Origin of the sequence: Bradyrhizobium cosmicum, assembly GCF_007290395.2 — a bacterium.
GTDB classification, from domain to species: Bacteria; Pseudomonadota; Alphaproteobacteria; order Rhizobiales; family Xanthobacteraceae; genus Bradyrhizobium; species Bradyrhizobium cosmicum.
The window spans coordinates 148,137-170,521 of record NZ_CP041656.2 but is presented as its reverse complement, the minus strand read 5'-3'; the positions used below and the strand labels follow the sequence as shown (position 1 = coordinate 170,521).

24 protein-coding genes are annotated in these 22,385 nt (G+C 65.3%); 12 read left to right on the top strand and 12 right to left on the bottom strand.

What is annotated here, in order from left to right:
• Positions 1-60 precede the first annotated feature (60 nt).
• The 6 genes from FNV92_RS00780 (at position 61) to FNV92_RS00755 (ending at position 4,117) form a co-directional block, all read left to right on the top strand.
• Positions 61-660: a class I SAM-dependent methyltransferase gene (locus FNV92_RS00780; protein ID WP_041747951.1), complete on the top strand. Its 600-nt coding sequence runs from the start codon at positions 61-63 to the stop codon at positions 658-660.
• A gap of 57 nt (positions 661-717) precedes the next feature.
• A complete protein-coding gene (locus tag FNV92_RS00775) occupies positions 718-1,296 on the top strand; it encodes an NADPH-dependent FMN reductase (protein ID WP_143842611.1) in 579 nt (192 codons plus the stop codon).
• A gap of 6 nt (positions 1,297-1,302) precedes the next feature.
• Positions 1,303-2,013 carry an orotidine-5'-phosphate decarboxylase gene (gene pyrF, locus FNV92_RS00770; protein WP_143842612.1) on the top strand — a complete coding sequence of 237 codons (711 nt, stop codon included), beginning with the start codon at positions 1,303-1,305 and terminating at the stop codon, positions 2,011-2,013.
• Positions 2,014-2,036: 23 nt separating this feature from the next.
• Entirely contained in the window at positions 2,037-2,348 is a 312-nt protein-coding gene (locus FNV92_RS00765; RefSeq protein ID WP_143842613.1) for a DUF1330 domain-containing protein, read from the top strand.
• A 250-nt stretch (positions 2,349-2,598) separates the two neighbouring features.
• Positions 2,599-3,414 (top strand): 4-hydroxy-tetrahydrodipicolinate reductase, encoded by an 816-nt coding sequence (gene dapB, locus FNV92_RS00760; protein WP_014438791.1) that lies wholly within the window; start codon positions 2,599-2,601, stop codon positions 3,412-3,414.
• Positions 3,415-3,493: 79 nt separating this feature from the next.
• Positions 3,494-4,117 (top strand): 2,3-bisphosphoglycerate-dependent phosphoglycerate mutase, encoded by a 624-nt coding sequence (locus FNV92_RS00755; protein WP_014438790.1) that lies wholly within the window; start codon positions 3,494-3,496, stop codon positions 4,115-4,117.
• A 79-nt stretch (positions 4,118-4,196) separates the two neighbouring features.
• Here the strand turns inward: FNV92_RS00755 and FNV92_RS00750 are convergent, their stop codons facing one another.
• Both FNV92_RS00750 and FNV92_RS00745 read right to left on the bottom strand, forming a co-directional pair.
• Positions 4,197-5,093, bottom strand: a complete 897-nt coding sequence (locus FNV92_RS00750; RefSeq protein ID WP_143842614.1) for a methylated-DNA--[protein]-cysteine S-methyltransferase — start codon at positions 5,091-5,093, stop codon at positions 4,197-4,199.
• A gap of 54 nt (positions 5,094-5,147) precedes the next feature.
• On the bottom strand, positions 5,148-5,666 hold the full coding sequence (locus tag FNV92_RS00745; RefSeq protein WP_143842615.1) for a DUF2244 domain-containing protein: 519 nt from the start codon (positions 5,664-5,666) through the stop codon (positions 5,148-5,150).
• 22 nt (positions 5,667-5,688) lie between these two features.
• Here FNV92_RS00745 and nth point away from each other — a divergent pair, with 22 nt between their 5' ends.
• Genes nth through FNV92_RS00730 form a run of 3 tightly spaced genes read left to right on the top strand, consistent with a single transcriptional unit; the run spans position 5,689 to position 9,242 of the window.
• On the top strand, positions 5,689-6,441 hold the full coding sequence (gene nth, locus FNV92_RS00740) for an endonuclease III (protein ID WP_168213402.1): 753 nt from the start codon (positions 5,689-5,691) through the stop codon (positions 6,439-6,441).
• A gap of 58 nt (positions 6,442-6,499) precedes the next feature.
• Positions 6,500-7,627: an HlyD family secretion protein gene (locus FNV92_RS00735; protein WP_143842617.1), complete on the top strand. Its 1,128-nt coding sequence runs from the start codon at positions 6,500-6,502 to the stop codon at positions 7,625-7,627.
• Positions 7,614-9,242, top strand: a complete 1,629-nt coding sequence (locus FNV92_RS00730; protein ID WP_143842618.1) for an MFS transporter — start codon at positions 7,614-7,616, stop codon at positions 9,240-9,242. The genes FNV92_RS00735 and FNV92_RS00730 overlap by 14 nt, the downstream gene beginning before the upstream one ends.
• A 6-nt stretch (positions 9,243-9,248) precedes the next feature.
• Here FNV92_RS00730 and FNV92_RS00725 read toward each other — a convergent pair whose 3' ends face one another.
• The 3 genes from FNV92_RS00725 to FNV92_RS00715 form a co-directional block, all read right to left on the bottom strand.
• Complete coding sequence (locus FNV92_RS00725; RefSeq protein WP_143842619.1) at positions 9,249-9,989, bottom strand: sulfate transporter family protein; 741 nt, start codon at positions 9,987-9,989, stop codon at positions 9,249-9,251.
• Between the two features lie 92 nt (positions 9,990-10,081).
• Positions 10,082-10,528: a nickel-responsive transcriptional regulator NikR gene (gene nikR, locus FNV92_RS00720; protein ID WP_014438783.1), complete on the bottom strand. Its 447-nt coding sequence runs from the start codon at positions 10,526-10,528 to the stop codon at positions 10,082-10,084.
• Positions 10,529-10,606: 78 nt separating this feature from the next.
• Complete coding sequence (locus FNV92_RS00715) at positions 10,607-13,048, bottom strand: heavy metal translocating P-type ATPase (protein WP_168213403.1); 2,442 nt, start codon at positions 13,046-13,048, stop codon at positions 10,607-10,609.
• Positions 13,049-13,109: 61 nt separating this feature from the next.
• On the opposite strand from FNV92_RS00715, the gene FNV92_RS00710 reads away from it, so the two are divergent.
• Positions 13,110-13,385, top strand: a complete 276-nt coding sequence (locus tag FNV92_RS00710; RefSeq protein WP_014438781.1) for a metal-sensitive transcriptional regulator — start codon at positions 13,110-13,112, stop codon at positions 13,383-13,385.
• Between the two features lie 177 nt (positions 13,386-13,562).
• Here the strand turns inward: FNV92_RS00710 and FNV92_RS00705 are convergent, their stop codons facing one another.
• Positions 13,563-14,543: a YiiX/YebB-like N1pC/P60 family cysteine hydrolase gene (locus FNV92_RS00705; RefSeq protein WP_143842621.1), complete on the bottom strand. Its 981-nt coding sequence runs from the start codon at positions 14,541-14,543 to the stop codon at positions 13,563-13,565.
• A 190-nt stretch (positions 14,544-14,733) separates the two neighbouring features.
• On the opposite strand from FNV92_RS00705, the gene FNV92_RS00700 reads away from it, so the two are divergent.
• Positions 14,734-16,131: a flavin monoamine oxidase family protein gene (locus FNV92_RS00700; RefSeq protein ID WP_143842622.1), complete on the top strand. Its 1,398-nt coding sequence runs from the start codon at positions 14,734-14,736 to the stop codon at positions 16,129-16,131.
• Here FNV92_RS00700 and FNV92_RS00695 read toward each other — a convergent pair.
• The 4 genes from FNV92_RS00695 to pheS are packed head-to-tail and all read right to left on the bottom strand — an operon-like array spanning position 16,128 to position 20,945.
• Entirely contained in the window at positions 16,128-16,898 is a 771-nt protein-coding gene (locus FNV92_RS00695; RefSeq protein ID WP_143842623.1) for a sulfite exporter TauE/SafE family protein, read from the bottom strand. The genes FNV92_RS00700 and FNV92_RS00695 overlap by 4 nt on opposite strands.
• Complete coding sequence (pheT, locus tag FNV92_RS00690; RefSeq protein ID WP_143842624.1) at positions 16,895-19,303, bottom strand: phenylalanine--tRNA ligase subunit beta; 2,409 nt, start codon at positions 19,301-19,303, stop codon at positions 16,895-16,897. Before pheT ends, FNV92_RS00695 begins: the two co-directional genes overlap by 4 nt.
• A gap of 5 nt (positions 19,304-19,308) precedes the next feature.
• Positions 19,309-19,863 carry a hypothetical protein gene (locus FNV92_RS00685; RefSeq protein WP_143842625.1) on the bottom strand — a complete coding sequence of 185 codons (555 nt, stop codon included), beginning with the start codon at positions 19,861-19,863 and terminating at the stop codon, positions 19,309-19,311.
• Positions 19,863-20,945 (bottom strand): phenylalanine--tRNA ligase subunit alpha, encoded by a 1,083-nt coding sequence (gene pheS, locus FNV92_RS00680; RefSeq protein WP_143842626.1) that lies wholly within the window; start codon positions 20,943-20,945, stop codon positions 19,863-19,865. Before pheS ends, FNV92_RS00685 begins: the two co-directional genes overlap by 1 nt.
• A 133-nt stretch (positions 20,946-21,078) precedes the next feature.
• Here pheS and FNV92_RS00675 point away from each other — a divergent pair, with 133 nt between their 5' ends.
• Complete coding sequence (locus FNV92_RS00675) at positions 21,079-21,486, top strand: hypothetical protein (protein ID WP_143846125.1); 408 nt, start codon at positions 21,079-21,081, stop codon at positions 21,484-21,486.
• Positions 21,487-21,500: 14 nt separating this feature from the next.
• Here the strand turns inward: FNV92_RS00675 and rplT are convergent, their stop codons facing one another.
• Positions 21,501-21,860 carry a 50S ribosomal protein L20 gene (rplT, locus tag FNV92_RS00670; RefSeq protein ID WP_011083533.1) on the bottom strand — a complete coding sequence of 120 codons (360 nt, stop codon included), beginning with the start codon at positions 21,858-21,860 and terminating at the stop codon, positions 21,501-21,503.
• 90 nt (positions 21,861-21,950) lie between these two features.
• Positions 21,951-22,151 (bottom strand): 50S ribosomal protein L35, encoded by a 201-nt coding sequence (rpmI, locus tag FNV92_RS00665; protein WP_008143958.1) that lies wholly within the window; start codon positions 22,149-22,151, stop codon positions 21,951-21,953.
• Positions 22,152-22,385: the final 234 nt, after the last annotated feature.

The window sequence follows — 22,385 nt, the reverse complement described above, 5'->3', positions numbered from 1 at the left end:
ATACCTGTTTATGACTATTTTCTGACACGCCGCGTCCCTGCGGTCCCGTCCGGTCCAGACATGCCATTGCCATCGTCCGCGCGTGCGTTGAAGAAGCCCCGTCTCGATGACGAGGTGCGCTTCCTAAGGTCGTGGATCGAAAAGCCCCTCCACATGGGCGCGGTGATGCCATCGGGCAAGCTGCTCGCCCGGACCATGGCTCATTACGTTGACGTCAATTCGGACGCTCCTGTGGTCGAGCTCGGGCCCGGCACCGGCGCCATCACCTCGGCCCTGGTCGAGCGCGGCGTCGACCAGAAGCGCCTTGTCCTCGTCGAATACAATCCCGGCTTCTGCGCCCTGCTGCGCGACCGCTATCCGCAGGCCAAGGTGGTGCAGGGTGATGCCTATCGCCTGCGCGACACGCTCTGGAACGTCCTGGGTGCGCCGGCCTCCGCCGTCGTCTCGGGCCTCCCGCTCGTCACAAAGCCGATGCTGACGCGGCTGCGGCTGATCCGCGACGCTTTCACCGCGCTCGCGCCCGGGGCGCCCTTCGTGCAGTTCACCTACGCGGTGGTGCCGCCGATCCCGAAATCGCTGCCCGGCGTGTCCACAGAGGCCTCGGAACGGATCTGGATGAACCTTCCGCCGGCGCGCGTCTGGGTGTATCGCAAGGACTAATTCCGTCGGCATTCTCCCTTGCGCGGCGGGCTCGTTTCGCCGAACGCATGGAAGCGGATGTCCGCACCCAAAATCCTGGTCATTCCCGGCTCGCTGCGCACCGGCTCGCACAATGCGAAGCTGGCAGCGGTTGCCGCCTATGAATTCGCCCGGGCCGGCATCGACGTCACCCGCATCTCGCTCGCCGATTTTCCGCTGCCGATCTACGACGGCGATCTCCAGGCCAAATCCGGCGTGCCCAAGCACGCGATCAATCTCAAGCGCATGATCGGCGCGCATCATGGCGTGCTGTTCGTCTCGCCCGAATACAACGCCTCGGTGCCGCCGCTGCTGAAGAACGCGATCGACTGGGTCAGCCGCGTGCAGGATCCGCACGAGACGCGCGGCGAAGTCTTCCGCAACCGCGCCTTCGCGCTCGCCGGCGCCTCGCAGAGCCGGCTCGGTGCCGCCCGCGCGCTCCAGGCGCTGCGCCTGATCCTGACCTCCTGCCACGCCAATGTGATCCCCAGCCAGTTCACGCTCGCTTTTGCCGATCAGGCCTATGACGATATGGACAGGTTGAAGAACGAGGGCGATATCGCCGCGTTGAAGGAACTGGTTGCGCAGCTGATCGACATTTCCCAACGCATGATGTGAGGTGACATGACGCCAGCCGAGATCGCCCCGAAAGACCGTCTGATCGTCGCGCTCGATCTGCCCGGCGTCGATGCCGCCGAAGCGATGATCGCAAGCCTCGGCGACAGCGTCACCTTCTACAAGATCGGCTACCGCCTCGCTTACGCCGGCGGCTTGCCGCTCGTTGCCAGGCTCGCCGACAAGGGCAAGAAGGTCTTTCTCGACCTCAAGCTGCACGACATCGGCAACACCGTGGCGCAAGGCGTCGAGAGCATCACCAGGCTGGGCGCGACCTGCCTCACCGTGCACGCTTATCCGCAGACCATGAAGGGCGCCGTCGAAGGCCGCGGCAGCGCGAACCTGAAGATCCTCGCCGTCACGGTGCTGACCTCCTACAACGACGATGATCTGCATGCGGCTGGCTATCGGCTCGGCGTCTCCGAGCTCGTCGAAGCGCGTGCGCAGCAGGCACAGGTGCTCGGCGTGGACGGCCTCGTCTGCTCGCCCGAGGAAGTCGGCAGCCTGCGCAAGATCGTCGGTCATCAGTTGAATCTCGTCACGCCCGGCATCCGTCCGGCGGGTGCGGCGAGCGGCGACCAGAAGCGGATCATGACGCCGGGCCGCGCGATCGGCGCGGGCGCGGATTATCTCGTCGTCGGACGGCCGGTGGTGGAAGCCGCTGACCCCCGGGCGGTCGCAGACGCTATCCAGGCCGAGATCGCCCAGGCGCTCGGCTGACCAACCAACAAGGGAGAAGAACAATGGCAAAGGGCTACTGGATCGGACGCGTCGATGTGAGCAACGACGAGGGCTACAAGCCCTATGCCGTCGCCAACGGTGCGATCTTCAAGAAATGGGGCGCCCGCTTCGTCGTCCGCGGCGGCAAGTTCACCACCGTCGAAGGCGCCAGCCGCACCCGTAACGTCGTGATCGAATTCCCGGACTACGAGACTGCGATCGCCTGCTACAACTCGCCGGAATACCAGGCCAACATCAAGGTGCGCCAGCCGCACTCGATCGCCGACCTCATCATCATCGAGGGCTATGACGGCCCGCAGCCGTCGGACGGCTGAGGCGCGATCCCCTCTGACCCTCCCCTGGAGAGGGAGGGTTGGCACGTGATCGAGCGAAGCGAGATTGCGTGACGGGGTGGGGTGATCTCTCCACTCGGGCACTGTTCGTCGCGGCGAGACCGTCACCCCACCCCGCTCGCGCTACGCGCGCTCGACCCTCCCCCTCCAGGGGAGGGTTTGAGCATGCGTCGCGGCCTTGGTTGCCGGAACTGCATCCCCCCGCTAAAACGGCCCCGAAGAGGATCGCACCATGTCCGACATGCGCTTGATTGTTGCTGGAGCCGGCGGCCGGATGGGCCGTGCGCTGACGCGGGCGATCGCCGACACCAAGGGCGCGGTGCTGGCCGGCGCCCTGGAGGCTCCGGGCTCGGAGCTGCTCGGCAAGGATGCCGGCGTGCTCGCGGGGCTCCCGGCGAACGGCATCAAGCTCTCCGCCGATCTCTGGGCGATGTCGAAGGAGGCCGACGGCATCCTCGATTTCACCGTGCCGGCCGCGACCATCGCCAATGTCGCGATCGCGGCCGAGCGCGGCATCGTCCACGTCATCGGCACCACCGGCCTGTCGGCCTCCGACAACGCCGTGATCAAGAGCGTTACCAATCGCGCGGTGGTGGTCCAGTCCGGCAATATGAGCCTCGGCGTCAATCTGCTCGCCGCCGTGGTCAAGCGCGTCGCCAAGGCGCTCGACGAGAGCTTCGATATCGAAATCGTCGAAACGCATCACCGCATGAAGGTCGACGCTCCCTCCGGCACCGCGCTGATGCTGGGCCAGGCGGCAGCCAGCGGCCGCGGCATCTCGCTCGAGGACAATGCGGAACGCGGCCGCGACGGCATCACCGGTGCGCGCAAGCCAGGCGCGATCGGCTTTGCCTCCTTGCGCGGCGGCACCGTCGCCGGTGAGCACAGCGTGACCTTCCTCGGCCCGTTCGAGCGGCTGACGCTGTCGCATCTCGCCGAAGACCGCATGCTGTTCGCGCACGGCGCGCTGAAGGCGGCGCTATGGGCGCATGGCAAGAAGCCGGGGCACTACTCCATGGCCGACGTGCTCGGCCTCGCGGATCTCTGAACGAAGGCGAGCATGAGCCGGAAAAGTGTGAAGCGGTTTTCCGACAAGGTCATGCTCAAAACGAAATAGGAAACAGTCAATGAGCGAACGTCTCCTCGTGCTCGTGCGCCACGGCCAGAGCGAATGGAATCTGAAGAACCTGTTCACCGGCTGGAAGGACCCCGACCTCACCGAGCTCGGTGTCAAGGAAGCCACTGAAGCCGGCCGCAAGTTGAAGGCGCAGGGCCTCGTGTTCGACGTCGCCTACACTTCGGTTCTGCTGCGCGCGCAGCACACGCTCGATCTCATCCTCGGCGAGCTCGGCCAGAAAGGCTTGCCGACCACGAAGAACCTTGCGCTGAACGAGCGCGACTACGGCGATCTCTCCGGCCTCAACAAGGACGACGCGCGCAAGAAATGGGGCGAGGAGCAGGTGCTGATCTGGCGCCGTTCCTACGACGTGCCGCCGCCGGGCGGCGAGAGCCTGAAGGACACGCTCGCGCGCACGCTGCCCTATTACGTCCAGGAGATCCTGCCCGGCGTGCTCAACGGCAAGCGCACGCTGGTCGCCGCCCACGGCAATTCGCTGCGCGCGCTGATCATGGTGCTGGAAAAGCTTTCGCCCGAAGGCATCCTGAAGCGCGAGCTCGCCACCGGCGTGCCGATCATCTACCGGCTCAATGCGGATTCGACGGTGGCGTCGAAGCTGGATCTGGCGGGCTGAGTTCTTCGCCTCTCCCCGCGTGCGGGGAGAGTCCCCCTCCCCCAGACCCTCTCCCCGCAAGCGGGGCGAGGGAGAAGACCTACTGCATTCCGAGCTGCCCGGCCTCCCAGCCCAGCATCGCCTGCTTCCTCGTGATGCCCCAGTGATAGCCGGTGAGCGTGCCGCTCTTGCCGAGTGCGCGGTGGCAGGGAACGACGAACGACACCGGATTCTTGCCGACCGCGGCACCGACGGCGCGCGAAGCCTTCGGGCTGTTGATGTTGCAGGCGATGTCGGAATAGGACACCGCGCGGCCCATCGGGATCTTCAGCAGCGTCTCCCACACCCGCACCTCGAAATCGGTGCCGATCATCACCACGCGCAGCGGCTGGTCCGGCCGCCACAATTTCGTATCGAAGATGCGCTGCGCGAGCGGCGCGGTGCCTTCATGGTCCTCGACGTAAGTGGCTTTCGGCCAGCGCCGGGTCATGTCGGCGAGCGAGGCCTTCTCTTCACCGGGATCGGCGAAGGCGAGGCCCGACAGGCCGCGATCGGTCGCGATCACGATCGCCGTGCCGAACGGCGAGGGATGGAAGCCGTAGCGCAGCGTCAATCCCGCGCCGCCGTTCTTCCATTCGCCCGGCGACATCGCCTCATGGGTGACGAAGAGATCGTGCAGGCGTCCCGGCCCTGAAAGCCCTGAGTCGAGCGCCGCGTCGAGGATGCTCGCGGAGTCCCTGAGCAGGCCCTTGGCATGGTCGAGCGTCAGCGCCTGCATGAAGGCCTTCGGTGTGATCGAGGCCCAGCGGCGGAACAGATGGTGCAGCTCATCCGGTGTCACGCCGGCGGCATCCGCCATCGCCTCGATGGTCGGCTGCGCGCGCCACTTCTCCGAGATGAAGGCGATCGCCCGGCGCACGGAATCATAGTCGCGCAGCGCGGCGTTCTGGGGGCCCGGCTTGGCCAGGCGCTGGTCATGTATGGCGAGTGTCATCATGGCCGGGAATGTAGGAGAGGGGGCGATTGGAAACCACCCGATTTCCGACCCGGATCAGGTCACCGGGTTGTAGGTCGGGCCCCGCTTGGCGGCATTGAGCGCTTCAACCAAGCCATTGTAGAAACTTGCCTTTTCCTGCGGTCCCAAAAAGCCGGCGATGCGGAGCCGGCGGCCGCGGGAGATCAGATAGAGATGCTCGATGCCAAAATCCTCGTCGATCTCCGTGTCGAGCCGGACCCAGAGCGGATTGAACGCCCATTCGACGACCTGGCCGCGGTGACTGACCCGCCGCACCCGCAGTTCTGACGGCGTGACCACGATCTCCTCGCTAGCTCGTGCCGCGCGGAAATTGACCTTGAAGGCCCACCAGATCACCAGCACGTCGAGGCCGAAGAAGCCGAACACGGGCCAGGCGCCCATCATCAGGAAGACCAGGCCGGTGACGAAGCTGACCGCGCTCAGGAACAGCATCACGGCGAGGAAGCCGGTGCGATTCAGCGAGCGGTGCGGCATCAGCCGCGCGGAGAAGATCTCTACGTCTCTCTCGCGCTCAATTTCGTTGCCTGTGTTCATCGTCCCTCAGTATATCCCGATCATGGCGAAAATCACCCGCAAGCCGGCTCCGCGCAAAGCGGCTGTGCCGAAGAAAAAGGCAAAGGCGGCGGTCGCGAAGCCGAAAGCCCCCGCAAGGACATCACTGAAGGCTCCAAAGCCCTGGACTCCAGCCGAGGTCCGCGAGGTCTTCAGCCGTTTCCGCAAGGCCAACCCGGAACCGAAAGGCGAGCTCGAGCACGTCAATCCCTTCACGCTGCTGGTCGCCGTGGTGCTGTCGGCGCAGGCGACCGATGCGGGGGTCAACAAGGCGACGCGCGCTCTGTTCGAGGTCGCCGACACGCCGCAGAAGATGCTCGACCTCGGCGAAGAGCGTCTGCGCGAATACATCAAGACCATCGGCCTCTATCGCACCAAGGCCAGGAACGTGATCGCACTGTCGGCCAAGCTGCTCAGCGAGTTCGGCGGCGAGGTGCCGCGCACGCGCGCGGGAATCGAGTCATTGCCCGGTGCCGGGCGAAAGACTGCCAACGTGGTGCTCAACATGGCATTCGGCGAGCACACCATGGCGGTCGACACGCATGTCTTCCGCGTCGGCAACCGCACCGCCCTTGCGCCAGGCAAGACGCCGCTCGAGGTCGAGCTCGGGTTGGAAAAGGTGATCCCGGCCGAGTTCATGCTGCACGCCCATCACTGGCTGATCCTGCACGGCCGCTACACCTGCCTCGCGCGCAAGCCGCGCTGCGAGGTATGCCTGATCAACGATCTTTGCCGGTGGCCGGAAAAGACGGTCTGAGGCAGTATTCGCCGTCGTTCCGGGACGATGTGAAGCAAGTCTGTTTTGGGGTCATGTCGTGAGTCAACAGGAACAAGTCCCGTCGCCACCGCCTGCTGCGGCACCCGCGCCACCGCCGAAGCCGACGGCCAGCTCGCTCTGGAGCCGGCTCGCGATCCCGCTGTTTGCCGTCATCGTCGCGCTCGCCTTCGTCGCGCTGGCGACATTGCGCTTCGACGAATGGGTCGGCAATGCGGTGATCCAGACCACCAATGATGCCTATGTGCGCTCCGAGCTGACGCGACTGTCGAGCCGCGTCTCCGGCGAGGTACTGGCCGTCGCGGTGACCGACTTCCAGCGCGTCAAGGCCGGCGACCTCCTGATCCAGATCGATCCCGCCGACTACCAGGCCCAGGTTGCACAGTCCGAAGCCGCAGTCGCAGCAGCGCAAGCCGTGCTCGACAATCTGAGCAACCAAATCGAGCTGCAATATGCGACGATCGCGCAGGCCCAGGCCGCGCGGTTGTCGGCGGAAGCGCTGGAGGTCGAGGCGAGACAGGAACAGGAGCGCCAGCAGTCTCTGACGCAAACTGAATCCGGCACACGGCAGCGGTTCGAGCAGGCGGTCGCCGGCTATGCCAAGGCTCAGGCCGACGTCAGGGCGAGCCGCGCCGTGATCGCGGCCCAGCAGCATCAGCTCGAGGTTTTGCAAGGCACCAAGAAGCAGCGCGCTGCGGATGTCGAGGCTGCAAAGGCGACGCTGGCCATCGCCAAGCTGAAGCTGGGCTACACGAAGATCACGGCGCCGTTCGACGGCGTCGTCGGCGAGCGCCAGGTGCAGCCCGGCGATTACGTCAACATCGGCACCAGTCTCATCAACGTGGTGCCGTTGCCAAAGGTCTACGTGATCGCGAACTACAAGGAGACCCAGCTCACGCATGTCGCACCGGGCCAGCCGGTCGAGATCACCGTCGACAGCTTTCCGCGCGAGAAACTGCGCGGCAAGGTCGAGCGTATCGCGCCGGCGACCGGTGCGCAGGTCGCGCTGCTGCCGCCGGACAATGCCACCGGCAATTTCACCAAGGTCGTGCAGCGCATTCCCGTGCGCATTCAGTTCGACGACAATCAGCCGCTGCTGACGCGGCTGGTGCCGGGCATGTCGGTCGTCACCAGCATCAACACCGCGGGCGCGAATGGCGGACAATGACGAGTCCGGCCGAGGCCCGCTCTCGCGCGGCGGCGTCGCGCCACAGCCGCTGTTCGCCGTCGCCGCGGTGTTGCTCGGCTCGTTTCTCGCCAATTTCGACAGCCGGTTGACCACGGTCGGACTGCCCGATCTGCGCGGTGCGTTCGGGCTCTCCTTCGACGAAGGCGCCTGGCTTTCGACCGCCGGCATCGGCTCCCAGATCCTGATTGCGCCCGCGGTGGCGTGGCTTGCGACCGTATTCGGCCTGCGTCGCGTGCTCGGTATTCCGAGCCTGGTCTACGCCGCCGTCTCGCTGATCATTCCCTTTGTCCGCGATTACCCGACGCTGATCGCACTCAGCGTCGTGCACGGCCTCTTGCTCGGCACCTTCGTGCCGGCGACGCTGATGATCGTGTTCCGCAATCTGCCGATGCGCTGGTGGCTGCCGGCGATCTCGATCTATTCGATCCGCGTTGGTTTCGCGCTGGATACGTCGAGCTCGCTGGTCGGCTTCTATGTCGACCATCTCGGCTGGCAATGGTTGTACTGGCAGGGCGTCGTCATCGCGCCCTTGATGGGCCTGATGGTCTATCTGGGCACGCCCAGCGAGCCGGTCAATCGCGCGCTGCTGCGCGAGGCCGATTGGGGCGGCATGCTGCTGCTCGGTGCCTCCGTGTCGATGATCTATGCCGGCCTCGACCAGGGCAATCGGCTGGACTGGCTCGGCTCCGGCACCGTGATGGCGCTGCTGGTCGGTGGCGCTGCGCTGTTGATGGCTTTCCTCGTCAACGAGTCGCTGGTGCGCCAGCCCTGGGCGCATGTGAACGTCCTGTTCTCGCGCAATATCGGGCTGTCGCTGGTCGTGATCCTGCTCTACACGCTGACGTCTCTCTCCAACTCGTCGCTGGTGCCGAACTTCCTCGGCAATGTTGGCCTGCTGAGACCGGAGCAGAGCGGCCTGTTGCTGCTCACCTATGGCGCGCTGCCGATGTTCGTGCTGGTGCCGATCTCGATCTGGCTGCTCCGGCATTTCGACGCGCGCGTGGTGGTGGTGCTGGGCTTCGCCTGCTTCGCCGCCGCCAATCTCTGGGGCACGCAGCTGACCCACGATTGGGCGCGCGACGACTTCATCGGCATCGTGCTGCTGCAATCGGTCGGCCAGTCGCTGACGCTGCTGCCGATCATCATCATGGCGCTGTCCAATTCCGACTTCAGCCGCGCCACCGCTTTTGCCGCCTATATTCAGATCATGCGGCTCGGCGGCGCCGAGATCGGCGTCGCGCTGATGGGAACCTGGCTGCGCGTTCGCGAGCAGATCCATTCCTACTATCTCGGCCAGCACATCGTCACCGGCGATATCGACGTGGTGCGGCTGTTGAAGCAGCTCGCCGATCGCTTCGCGGCCCATGGCGCCGGCCTGGCGCCGGCGCGTGCGGTCGGAACGCTCGCAAGCTTCGTGCAGCGCGAGGCCAATGTGCTCGCCTATATCGACGGCTTCTGGCTGTGCTTCTGGCTGGCGATGGCCGCGCTCGGCTTCGTCGCGCTGATCACCCGCGCGCCGCCCGGCCCGTTCACGCCGGCGCCGTTCGGCTTCGCCAAGACGCTGCTACGCAAATGCGGGCTGCCGGTGACGTAGCCACCATCACCGCATCTGCCGCGCCGGCTCGATCAGTTCGGGCCGCGGCCCGGACAGGCGCTTGTGCATGTGAACCATGAAGGCCATGGCAAAGATCGGCGTCGCCAGGTTCAGGATCGGGATCGAGACAAATGCAGCGATGAAGAGACCGGCGGTGAAGATGGTGGCGGCATTGTCGCGCCGCATCGCCTTGGCTTCCTCCGGGGAGCGGAAGCGCATCGCCGCAAGCTCGAAATATTCCCGGCCGAGCAGCCAGGCGGTGGCGAGGAAGAAGATCAGGAAACCGGCGCCGGCAAAAAGCACCAGCGGCAGCGCGACGAGATAAAACAGGATCGTCAGCAGCGCGGTCTTGACGCCTTCGAAAATCGCCTGGTTGATGGGCAGCGCGACGCCGGGCCGCTCGGCGGGGTAATGTTCGCGCTCGACGATATCGGCGACGTCGTCGACGAACAGGCTCGCCACCAGCGAGGTGATCGCCGGCATCAGAAACACGGCACCGAACACGACGCCCAGGCCCGCCGCGATCGAGACGATCCAGGACAAAACCTCAAGCGACGTGTGCCAGCCCGGCCCGAGCAGGCCCTCGAGCCAGACCTCGCCGTAGGTTGCAAACCAGCTCAGCAGCTGTTGCAGTCCGATCGCCAGCACGATGATCAGCACCAGGGCAAGCCCGATCGATCGCCACAGGATCGAGCGCATCGGCGGCGAGATCATTTGCGACAGCGCCTTGACGGCGGCATCCAGCATGGGAGTTCCTCTCAAAAAGCCACCCGCGAGAGGTAGACATGCCGGGTCGGTTCGGCAAGAGAGATCGGCCTGCGGCTTAAGACGCCGCGGCGCTAGTCATGCTTGTGCCCGTGCTTCCGTGCCTTGGCCGGCTTTCCATCACCCGTCGGAATCATCATCACGCGCCCATAGCGCACGCCGCGCTCGGCGATGATGTGGTCGGCGAAATGCCTGACCTCGCCGGCATCGCCGCGCAGTGCCGTCATCTCCATGCAATTGTTGTCGTCGAGATGAACATGCAGTGTCGCCAGCGCGAGGTCATGATGGCCGTGGAATTCCTGCACCAGCCGTTTTGAGAGATCGCGCGCGGCATGGTCGTAGACATAGACGAGGCCGGCGACGCAGGGGCCGGTCTGCGCGGTGTCCTCAGCCGACTGCTGAAGCCCGGCGCGGGCGAGGTCGCGGATGATCTCGGAGCGGTTCTGGTAGCCGCGCGCTTGCGCCGCCGCATCGATCTCCGCCAGGAGATCGTCCTCTATCGTGATCGTAATCCGCTGCATCAGGTGGTCTCCGCTCGGTCCGGGCTACACGCATCCTACACGGTTCCGCAAGCGGGGCGAGGGAGCGCACCGTCGTCCTCACAGCCGCGTCGTACGCAGTCGCAGCGCATTCCCGACCACGCTGACCGAGGACAGCGCCATCGCCGCGGCGGCGATGATCGGCGAGAGCAGCACGCCGAACGTGGGATAGAGGATGCCGGCGGCGATGGGAATGCCGGCCGCGTTGTAGATGAAGGCGAAGAACAGGTTCTGCCGGATGTTGCTCATCGTCGCCTGCGACAGTTTTCGCGCGCGCACGATCCCGGTGAGGTCGCCCTTCAGCAGGGTCACGCCCGCGCTCTCCATCGCCACATCCGTGCCGGTACCCATCGCGATACCGACCTCGGCCGCCGCCAGCGCCGGCGCGTCGTTGACGCCGTCGCCGGCCATCGCGACGCTGCGGCCGGTCTTCTGCAGCTTGGTCACCACCGCGCTTTTCTGGTCCGGCAGCACCTCGGCCTCGACGTCGGCGATGCCGAGACGGCGCGCGACGGCTTCCGCCGTGGTGCGGTTGTCGCCGGTCAGCATGATCACCTTGATGCCCTCTGCCGCCAGCGCCTTCAGCGCCTCCGGGGTCGAAGCCTTGACCGGATCGGCGATCGCGAACAGGCCGGCAAGCGCGCCGTCGACGGCCATGTTGATGACGGTCGCGCCGTCCTGGCGCAGGCGCTCGGCCTCGGCGTCGAGCGCCCCGGTATCGATGCCGATCGACGAGAGGTATCTGGCGTTGCCGAGCACGATGGTCTTGCCGTCGATCTTGCCGGTCGCGCCCTTGCCCGTCGGCGAATCGAATTGCTCGACCTGGCTCAGCGCAAGCTGCTTCTCCTTGGCGGCGCGCACGATGGCGTCTGCGAGGGGGTGCTCGCTGGCGCGCTCGACGCTGGCTGCAAGCCGCAGGATGTCATCCTCTGCAAAGCCGGCCGCCGGTACGATCGCAACCACCTTGGGCTTGCCCTCGGTCAGTGTCCCGGTCTTGTCGACCACGAGCGTGTCGATCTTCTCCATCCGCTCCAGCGCTTCGGCGTTCTTGATCAGGACGCCGGCCTGTGCACCCCGGCCGACGCCGACCATGATCGACATCGGAGTCGCGAGGCCGAGCGCGCAGGGGCAGGCGATGATCAGCACGCTGACGGCGGCCACGAGACCGAAGGCCAGCCGCGGCTCCGGCCCAAACCAGGCCCATGCGGCAAAGGCGACGACGGCGACGGCGATTACCGTCGGCACGAACCAGCCCGCGACCTGATCGGCGAGGCGCTGGATCGGCGCGCGCGAGCGCTGCGCGTCCGCGACCATCTGCACGATCTGTGACAGCAGCGTCTCGCGTCCGACCTTGTCGGCACGCATGACGAAGCTGCCGGACTGGTTCAGCGTGCCCGCGATCACCTTGGCGCCGGCCTCCTTGGTGACCGGCATGGACTCGCCGGTCACGAGCGATTCGTCGAGCGCGGAGCGGCCTTCGAGGATGATCCCGTCGACCGGCACTTTCTCGCCGGGACGAACGCGCAGGTGATCGCCGGCGTGAAGCGTATCGATCTCGACCTCATGCTCGCTGCCATCAGGCGCGACGCGCCGTGCGGTCTTCGGTGCAAGCTGCAACAGCGCCTTGATCGCGCCCGAGGTGGCATCGCGCGCGCGCAGCTCCAGCACCTGGCCAAGCAGCACCAGCACGGTGATCACGGCCGCGGCTTCGAAATAGACGGCGACCGCGCCGCCATGGCCGCGGAAGGTCGCGGGGAAGATCTGCGGCGCGATTGTGCCGATCAGGCTGTAGAAATAGGCGACGCCCGTGCCCATCGCGATCAGCGTGAACATGTTGAGATTGCGGGTCAGCAGAGACTGCCAGCCGCGGACGAGGAACGGCCAGCCGGCCCACAGCACCACAGGGGTCGCGAAAACGAGCTGGATCCAGTTCGACCAGGTCGGATCGATCCAGTTGTGCGGGCCGGCGAGATGGCCGCCCATCTCCAGCACCACCGCCGGCAGCGCCAGCGCGCCGCCGATCCAGAACCGCCGCGTCATGTCGGCGAGCTCCGGATTGGGTCCTGTCTCCAGGCTCGCGACCTCCGGCTCCAGCGCCATGCCGCAGATCGGGCAGCTGCCGGGTCCGACCTGGCGGATCTCCGGATGCATCGGGCAGGTGTAGATCGTGTCCGCCGGCATCTCGGGCTCGGGCGCCTTGTCCTTGGCGAGATATTTGGCGGGATTGGCGGCGAATTTGGTGCGGCAACCGGCCGAGCAGAAATGGAAGGTCTCGCCGTGATGCTCGAAGCGATGCTTCGACGTAGCGGGATCGACCGTCATGCCGCAGACGGGATCAAGGACTTTTGTCGTGGCACCGCCATGGTCGTGCGCGTGGCCGGCGTGATCGCCATGTCCGCCGCAGCACGACGAGGCCGCGGGTTGGGGCGGCGCGGCCGCCTTGGCGGCGCATCCGCATCCGGAGTGCCCGTGGTGATGATGTTCGTGGTCCGCGTCGTCCATGCCCATACTCCGGTCTGGCTGGGGTCTTGCAACCCATACCCGGTAGGGGTATATAGACCTCATGCGCAAGGACATCAAGACATCTGTCGGAAAACGCCTCGGCCGGATCGAGGGCCAGGTTCGCGGCCTCTCGAAAATGGTAGAGGAAGACCGCTACTGCATCGATATCGTGACGCAGATTTCCGCGGTGCGCGCCGCATTGCGCCGTGTCGAGGAAGAGGTCTTGAAGGACCACGTCGCCCACTGCGTGGAGCACGCGATCGCCAGCGGCGACAAGGCCGACCAGCGCGAGAAGATCGCGGAACTGATGGCGGTGATTGGTCGCGCGGAGCGGTAGGGCTTACTGCCGACGTTGCGAGATCACGCCACACTCACAGATGTCGTCCCTGCGAAAGCAGGGACCCATAACCCCAGGCAGACGTTTGGCGAAGACTCGTCGTTCGATGCTGCGACCAAACCACACTCGATAGATCACGCGGTATGGATCCCTGCTTCGCAGGGACGACAGTCGGGACTACGCCGCGATCTCACACGCGTCGCCGCGACGTTGCGCGCGGTATGTCGCAAGCTCGTTCAGCACCACAAAATGCTCGGAGCAGGTGGCGTTCATCGCCGCAGCCGCCTCACGCATCACTTGCTCAGCCGAAACCTCAGCCGGCGCTTCTTCGTCAAACGCTTCAGGAACGAGCGGCGGCGCCATGAACGTTTCTGGAAAGACACCGAATGAGCCCGCTACCTCCTCGAGCGGCTTTTGTTTGTCGGCCCAGTGCAGGGCGGTGTAGTCGAAGCCATGCACGATGGTGGGTTTGACGACCTCGAAATAGGGCGAGATGTCGAAGTCGCGGGGCATGTAGAGCGAGGAATCGCGGATGTGCAGGATCTCGCGCCGTGCGGCGCGGCTGCCGGCCTTGGTGATCTTCGGCAGGATCGGATAGCGCACGGCGTCGAACGCCTGCGCGATCAGCGCCGAGCAGATGATCTTGGTCGGATCGCCCGACCCGATCGCGATCATGCGCCGCCGCCAGCGCTGCGGAATCGGCAGCGGAAACAGGAAGCGCATCAGATCGATGATGTTCTTGGTGTCGTAACCGAAGCCGATGCGGTTGATTGCATAGCGGCAGACCGTGGTGCGGTCCTCGTAGGACAGTCCGACCGGCCGGCAGACGCGGGTGTGATAGGGGAAATATTTCGACAGCGGCGCCGAGGTGACGCCCTCGCCGATATTGGCCTCGATCAGCACATGCGGCTCGCCATCGGGCTCCATGGCGCCTTCGACCGGGCCGACATAGAGCGCGCCGTGCGACCAGGTCGACTGCGTCAGATATTTGATGATGCCGGAGATGCGGTTGTTGCCCTCGACCAGCAGCACGTCGCCGGGCTCGATCACGCCGCGCAGGTGCTCCGGGTCGCTCGGCGTGAACGGCTCATAGCCCGGCACCTCCTTCGAGAGGTACGCGGCAATCAGCTTGCCGACTGAGTCCAGGACCGTCCCCATTTCAAACTCCCCACGGCCTTGTCCGGCCGTCTTTTTGTCATCTCTATCATGGTCGAAACGTGTTGCAATTCGGTTCATCGTTCTGTGAGATCAAGCACGATTGATTCACCATGATGGTTGCCGTGCAACACCAGATGCAGCAAGGTTCGCAGGCTGTTCCCGTTCGCCGCAAGTTCCCGGAAACCATGCCATGACAATCACCCGCCGTGGTTTCCTGTCGGCGTCCGCGGCTCTTGCCGCGATGCCGGTCCTGCGCGCAACCGCCGCCCCCCTGCCGCGCGAGGCCGACATCGTCGTGATCGGCGCGGGCGCGGCCGGAATTGCCGCGGCGCGGCGCGTCATGGCGGCCAATCGCAAGGTCGTGGTGGTCGAAGCAGCCTCGCAGATCGGCGGCCGCTGCATCACGGACAATACCACCTTCGACGTGCCGTTCGACCGCGGCGCGCGCTGGATGCACAATCCCGACACCAATCCGATGATCCGGCTGGGACGCAGCGTCGGGCTCGACGTGCTGCCGGCGCCGACAGGTCAGAAGATGCGCATCGGCCGCCGCAACGCGCGCGCGGGCGAGACCGAGGAATTTCTGGCGGCGCTGGTCCGCGCCAACCGCGCCATCGACGAAGCCTCGCGCGGCAAGCTCGATACCTCCTGCGCGTCGGTGCTGCCGAAAGATCTCGGCGACTGGGCCGGCGCGGCCGAATTCATGCTGGGCGCGGGCTTTGCCGGCAAGGACCTGAAGGAGCTGTCGGCGATCGACAAGGCGCGGGCGCAGGACCGCAACGCTGCGATCGCCTGCCGCCAGGGGCTGGGCACGCTGATCACCCGGCTCGGCGAGCAGGCGCCGGTCGCGCTGTCGACGCCGGCGAGCCGCGTCGTCTGGAGCAATCGCGACGTCAGCGTGGAGACGCCATCCGGCAAGATTGCCGCCCGCGCCGCCATCGTCACGGTCTCGACGAACGTGCTGATTTCGGGCGCGATCAAGTTCGGCCCCGATATTCCCAAGCGGACACTCGATGCTGCGTCGAAGCTAACGCTCGGCAGCTACGATCACATCGTGCTGCAGCTGCCGGGCAATCCGCTCGGCCTGTCGCGCGACGACATTCTCATCGAGCAGAGCAACTCGACGCGCACGGCGCTGATGTTCGCCAACATCGGCGGCTCCTCGCTGTGTTCGATCGATATTGGCGGCTCGTTCGGCCGCGACCTCTCCGAGCAGGGCGAAAAGGTGATGACGGCCTTCGCCAGGGAATGGATCACGAAGCTGTTCGGCAGCGAGGCCGCGGCCGCCGTGCAGAAAGTCAGCGCGACGCGCTGGAACGCCTCGCCCTACGTGATGGGCGCGATGTCGGCGGCGTCACCGGGCGGCCAGTTCTCGCGAAAGATATTGAGCGAGCCGATCGGCAATTTGTTTCTCGCCGGCGAAGCCACGCACGACACACTGTGGGGCACGGTCGACGGCGCCTGGGAAAGCGGCGAACGCGCCGCCGATGCTGCCTTGCGCAAGATCGGCGCGCTCAAGGACGAGCCGGCCGACACACCGACGCAGTCGACCAAGCGCCGCAGGGCGCCGCGGCCGCAGGGCAATTAGCGCAAAATCCCGTCCAGCACCGGCAGCCCGGTGATCACCGCCATCGCGATCAGCGCGTAGCAAATCCTGCGAAAGACCGTCTCGCTGGCGCGGCCGAACAGCGAGGCGCCGAACGCGACGCCGATCGCATAGACCGGCCCGACGATGAGCGAGAGCAGCAGCGATTCTCGGCTGATCAGACCCGTCGTCGCGTAGCTGACCATCGAGAAGAAGTCCGAGGCACCGAAAAACAGCACGATGTTGGCGCGCGCGACAATCGGCGCGATCGGACGGCCGAGCCAGTAGCCGACGATCGGCGGGCCGCCGGTCTGCGCGAGGCCGCTGCAGAAGCCGGAGAGGCCACCGATGCCGACCGAGAGCCAGGCGTGGTCCTTGCCGCGATAGCGCCAGCCCGACAGCAGCAGAATCAGGAGCGCGGCGACGAAGCCGGAGATGATCCAGCGCGTGGTGACGGGCTCGAGCACGCTGAGGAAATAGGTGCCGACGGGCACGCCGATCAGCGCGCCGAGCACGATCACGGCGGTGGCCTTGCGGTCGGCCTTTCGCCACGCGTCGGGCAGCAGCGGCGCTGCCGCGACGAAGTCGATGACGAGCAACAGGGCGGCGACGAGCCGCGGCGCAGCGATGCTGCTCGCCAGCGGCATGAAGATCAGCGCCGAGCCGAAGCCCGAGAAGCCGCGCGCGGTGCCTGAAACGAAAGCGACGGCGCAAAGCGCCATCGCAATGGTGAGGCTGACGTCCTTTGGGAGAAGGTCAGTAAACGTCATCCCCGCAGAGTGCCGCCGGTCTTCTTCGTCACCTCCGCCACAATCTTGGCGGCGACGGCCTCGATCTCCTGATCGGTCAAGGTCTTCTCGCGTGGCTGGATCGTCACCGCGATCGCGATCGACTTCTTGCCGTCCTCGATGCCCTTGCCCTCGTAGACGTCGAAGACGTTCACGCCGGTGATCAGCTTCTTGTCGACGCCTTGCGCCGCGCGGACGATATCGCCGCCCTTCACGCTGCGGTCGACGATGAACGCGAAGTCGCGCGACACCGGCTGGAAGGCCGACAGCTCGATCACAGGCTTGGCGCGGGTCGGCTTCTTCTTGGCCTCGGGAACGCGATCGAGAATCACCTCGAACACCATCAGCGGGCCGTCGGCACCGAGCGCCTCGAGAGCGCGCGGATGCATCTCGCCGAAATGGCCGAGCACGTTCTGCGGTCCGATCTGGATCGTGCCGGAGCGTCCGGGGTGCAGCCAGGCGGGTCCGCCGGCCACAATCTGCAAGGCCTGCATCGGCGCCCCGGCGGCGGCCAGCACCGCCAGCGCATCGGCCTTGGCGTCGAACACGTCGGCCTGCGCCGAGCCCGACCAGTGGCGGCCGAGACCTTCCGAGGAGGCAAAGCCGCGGCGCACGCCGCTTGCCGCCATGAACTGGTCCTGCGGCCGATCGCCCTTGAACACCTGGCCGACTTCGAACAGCGCGACATCGCCAAAGCCGCGATCGGCATTGGCCTGCGCCGCCGCGATCAGGCCCGCGAGAAGGGTCGGGCGCATGTCGGACAGATCGGATGCGATCGGGTTGGCCACTTCCAGCTCGCGCTGGCCGCCGCCGAACAATTCTGCCGCGGGCTTGGTGATGAAGGACCAGGTGACGGCCTCGATGATGCCGCGGCTCGCCAGCGCGCGCCTGGCGCGGCGGGTGCGCAGCTGCAGCGGCGTCAGCACGGGCTTTCGTGCATCGGCGCCGCGCTCGAACGGCGTCATCGGCACCTTGTCGACGCCATAGATACGAACGACCTCCTCGACGATGTCGGCCTTGCCGTGCACGTCGGTGCGCCAGGACGGTACGGCGACCTTCACCACGGGGCCCGGGCCCGCCATCATGAAGCCGAGATGGCTGAGGATGCGCTTCATCTCCGGCTGCGGCACTTCGATGCCGGAGAGCCGCTTCACCTCGGTGAGCGGAAATTCGATCACGCGATCATCGCCAAAGGCCTTGCCGACCACGACGTTCTCGGACGGCGTGCCGCCGCACATCTCCATCACCAGCCTGGTCGCGAGCTCGAGCCCGGGGACCATGAAGGCCGGATCGACGCCGCGTTCGAAGCGATAGCGAGCGTCCGAGTTGATGCCGAGCTTGCGGCCGGTCTGGGCGATGTTGATCTCGTTCCACAGCGCCGATTCGATCAGCACGTCGGTGGTGTCTTCGTCGCAGCCCGAGGCCTCGCCGCCCATGATGCCGGCGAGCGATTCGACGCCATGCTCGTCCGCGATCACACAGATCGCGGGATCGAGATTGTAGGTGCGGCCGTCGAGCGCGAGCAGCGTCTCGCCGTCGCGGGCGCGGCGCACGACGAGGTCGCCCTTGACCTTCTTCGCGTCGAACACATGAAGCGGACGCGCGCGGTCGTAGGTCATGAAGTTGGTGATGTCGACAAGTGCGTTGATCGGACGAAGCCCGATCGCGGTCAGCCGCTTCTGCAGCCATTCCGGCGACGGGCCGTTCTTGACGCCGCGCACCAGCCGCAGCGCGAAGCCCGGGCACAGCGCGGCATCCTCGACCGTGACCTTCACCGGGCAGGGGAATTCGCCCTTGATCGGCTTGATGGTCGGGTCCTTGAACTTGCCCATGTCGGCTGCGGCGAGATCGCGCGCGATGCCGTGCACGCCGGTGCAGTCCTGCCGGTTCGGCGTCAAATTGATCTCGACCACGGGATCACCGAGCGCGGCCCATTCGGCGTAGCCGGCACCAACAGGCGCGTCCGCCGGCAACTCCATGATGCCGTCATGATCGTTGGAGATCTGCAATTCTGCCGCCGAGCACAGCATGCCGCGGCTCTCGACGCCGCGAATGGTGCCGACGCCGAGCGTGATGTCCTTGCCGGGAATGTAGGTGCCGGGCGGCGAGAATACGCTGACGAGCCCCGCGCGCGCGTTCGGCGCCCCGCACACCACCTGCACCGGTGCAGCGCCGTTACCGGTATCAACCATGCAGACGCGCAGCCGATCCGCATTCGGATGCTGCTCGGCCGAGATCACCTTGGCAATGGTGAACGGCTTCAGCGCCTTCGCCTTGTCCTCGATGTTCTCGACCTCGAGCCCGATCATGGTGAGCTTGTCGGCAAGCTTTTCCAGCGGCTCGTCGGTGTCGAGATGGTCTTTCAGCCAGGAGAGGGTGAATTTCATTGTGTTTAGCTCTCGATCGCGTCGATTGCGCGAATCCCTGAGGATTTAACTCTCTTGTAGCCCTTCTCGCCTGCGCCAGCCCCTGCCCAATCAAGTGGGGTATCATCCGGCACGACCAGAAAATCAATTCTGGCTTCTACTTGGCCCTCGTCAAAGTCGTCGATGCGCTGGTAATCTTTGATCGTACCTTGCCGGTAAGAAGATTCGGCCTTCGAATTATGAAGAGCGAACTTCGCTCCATACTTCAGGCTCTTCTGGAGCACCTCTTCCGCGACAACCCAGGAAGTGCTCCAAAAGGTGCCATCGGAATTGAACTTCACTCCACGATCATTTCGGCAGACAAAATGATATTCCGTAACGAGATCACCGATTTCTGAATCGGCCGCCTTTCGCGTACGTGTTGAAGCAGGCGGTTTCCGAAGGCCGATCGCCGAATCGCACATTGCAACGAGCTCAGATGCTCCGCTGCGGTCTGCGTTCTCTCGGACCACCTTGAGTTTCGCAAGTTCCAGTGCAGACAGCTTTTCGATGGTCCAAGTATGAGCGTGAGCTTTTGCCATCACGAGCTCAGCCCTCCGGCAAGCGTTGGCACTTCGAGCGGCTTGAAGCCGTAATGGGACAGCCAGCGGACGTCGCTGTCGAACAGCTGGCGCAGGTCGGCGATGCCATATTTCAGCATGGCGATGCGGTCGATACCCATGCCCCAGGCAAAACCCTGGTACTCATCGGGATCGATGCCGCAGGCGCGCAGCACGTTCGGATGCACCATGCCGCAGCCGAGAATCTCGAGCCAGTCCTCACCCTCGCCGAAGCGGATCTCGCCCTTGTCGCGGCGGCACTGGATGTCGACTTCCAGCGACGGCTCCGTGAACGGGAAGAACGAGGGACGGAAGCGCATGTTGATGTTGTCGACCTCGAAGAACGCCTTGCAGAACTCGTGCAAAATCCATTTGAGGTGGCCAAGGTGCGAGTGCTTGTCGATGACGAGGCCTTCGACCTGGTGGAATTGCGGCGTGTGGGTCGCGTCCGAATCGATGCGGTAGGTGCGGCCCGGGCAGATCACGCGGATCGGCGGCTTCTGGCTCAGCATGGTGCGCACCTGCACCGGCGAGGTGTGGGTCCGCAGCAGCATGCGCGAGCCGTCTTCCTTGGGATGGAAGAAGAAGGTGTCGTGCATCTCGCGCGCGGGATGGCCTTCCGGGAAGTTCAGCTTGGTGAAATTGTAGTCGTCGGTCTCGATGTCGGGGCCTTCGGCGACCGAGAATCCCATGTCGGCGAAGATCGTCGTTAGTTCGTCCCAGACCTGGCTCAGCGGATGGATGCGGCCGGCCTCGGCCGGTGCGTCGCGCAGCGGCAGCGTGACGTCGACGGTCTCCGCCGCGAGCCGTGCGTCGAGCGCCGCCGACTTCAGCACGTCGCGCTTCGCCGCGAGCGCCTGGGTGACCTCGTCCTTGGCCTGGTTGATCGCGGCGCCTTGCGTCTTCCGCTCCTCAGGCGACATCTTGCCGAGCGTTGCGAGAAGAGCAGAGATCGAGCCCTTCTTGCCGAGCGAGGCAACGCGGACGGCTTCGAGGGCTGCCTCGTCGCCGGCGGAGGTGATCTGTGCGAGGATGGATTGGACGAGGCTGGCAAGGTCGGACACGGTCGGATCCTTTCAAAAGGCTGCCGGTTGTGGCCGCAGCCGGGCCGGAACGTCAAGCCGAATAGCCGTCGCAAATGCAGGGCATTTGAGCCGTACAAGCATGGCCGGCACCAACCTGACGAAGGAGCGGAGGATGCGTTTACGATCCTGCCTGGCCGGCATGGCCCTGGTTCTCATGGCAGGCGTGGCTCACGCCGCCGAGGAATGTCCGGCCAAATCCAACGCGATGGACGACATCAAATCAGCCCTCAACGCGGCGCCGAGCTGCGACCGCGCCATGAAGCTGTTCGAGGCCTGCTCATACGGCGCCAGTGGCGACGTTCAGTTCGGGGAGGTCGTCGAGAAGAAGTGCGAGGCGGATTTTCTCGGCCAGCTGAAAACGCCGCAGAAGCTCAGCTATCAGCGCGAGTTAGGGGTCTGCGACCGGAAATACCGGAACAAGTCCGGCACCATGTATATTTCGGCAACAGCCTTCTGCCGGGCGGAGGTCGCCCAGCGTTACTCGCGACGCGCGCTGAAGGCCGGCGGAGCCGGCCGTTAGCACGCAAGCCTGGCTCAGGCGGCCAGCGCGGCCTTGGCCTTCTCGGCGATCGCCTGGAACGACGCAGGCTCGTTGATCGCGAGATCCGACAGCACCTTGCGGTCCACGGTGATGCCCGACTTAGCGAGGCCGTCGATAAACCGGCTGTAGGTCAGGCCGAACGGACGGACGGCGGCGTTGAGGCGCTGGATCCAGAGCGCGCGGAACGTCCGCTTCTTGCGCTTGCGATCGCGGAAGGCGTACTGCTGGGCCTTCTCCACGGCCGGCTTGGCGGCGCGGATGGTGTTCTTGCGGCGGCCGTAGAAGCCCTTGGCGGCCTTGTAGACTTTCTTGTGCTTGGCGTGGGCGGTCACACCGCGTTTGACGCGAGACATGACAAAATCCTTCAGAGATGACTTGGTTTTTCGGATCGCCGCGCAAAACGCGGCGCTGATGGCAATGATCTTCGACGATCTTGGACGCGATCAAGCGTTCGGCAAGAAGTACTTCTTGACGTTGTCGCCGTCGGTCTTGAACAGCACGGCGGTGCCGCGGAGCTGACGGATCTGCTTCTTCGTCCGCTTGATCATGCCGTGACGCTTGCCGCGATGGGCGAACATCACTTTGCCGGTGGCAGTCACCTTGAAGCGCTTTTTGGCGCCCGATTTGGTCTTCAGCTTGGGCATTTGGCTCTCCTAATGGCCAACGAAATCCGCCCGCGAAGGCGGCTTGGCCGTCAAAAATGCTCGTTAGAGCGTTGATTGTGCTCAGGTTTCTACGAACAAGCGCGAAACCCGCACGAAACACCGCCACGGCAGCCCTTAATCAGCCGGGCGATGAAGGCCGGGCTTATGACAGAGAACGGGCGAATTGGCAACGATGAACCGGTGAAACCTGGCGACCGACTATTCGGAATTGCT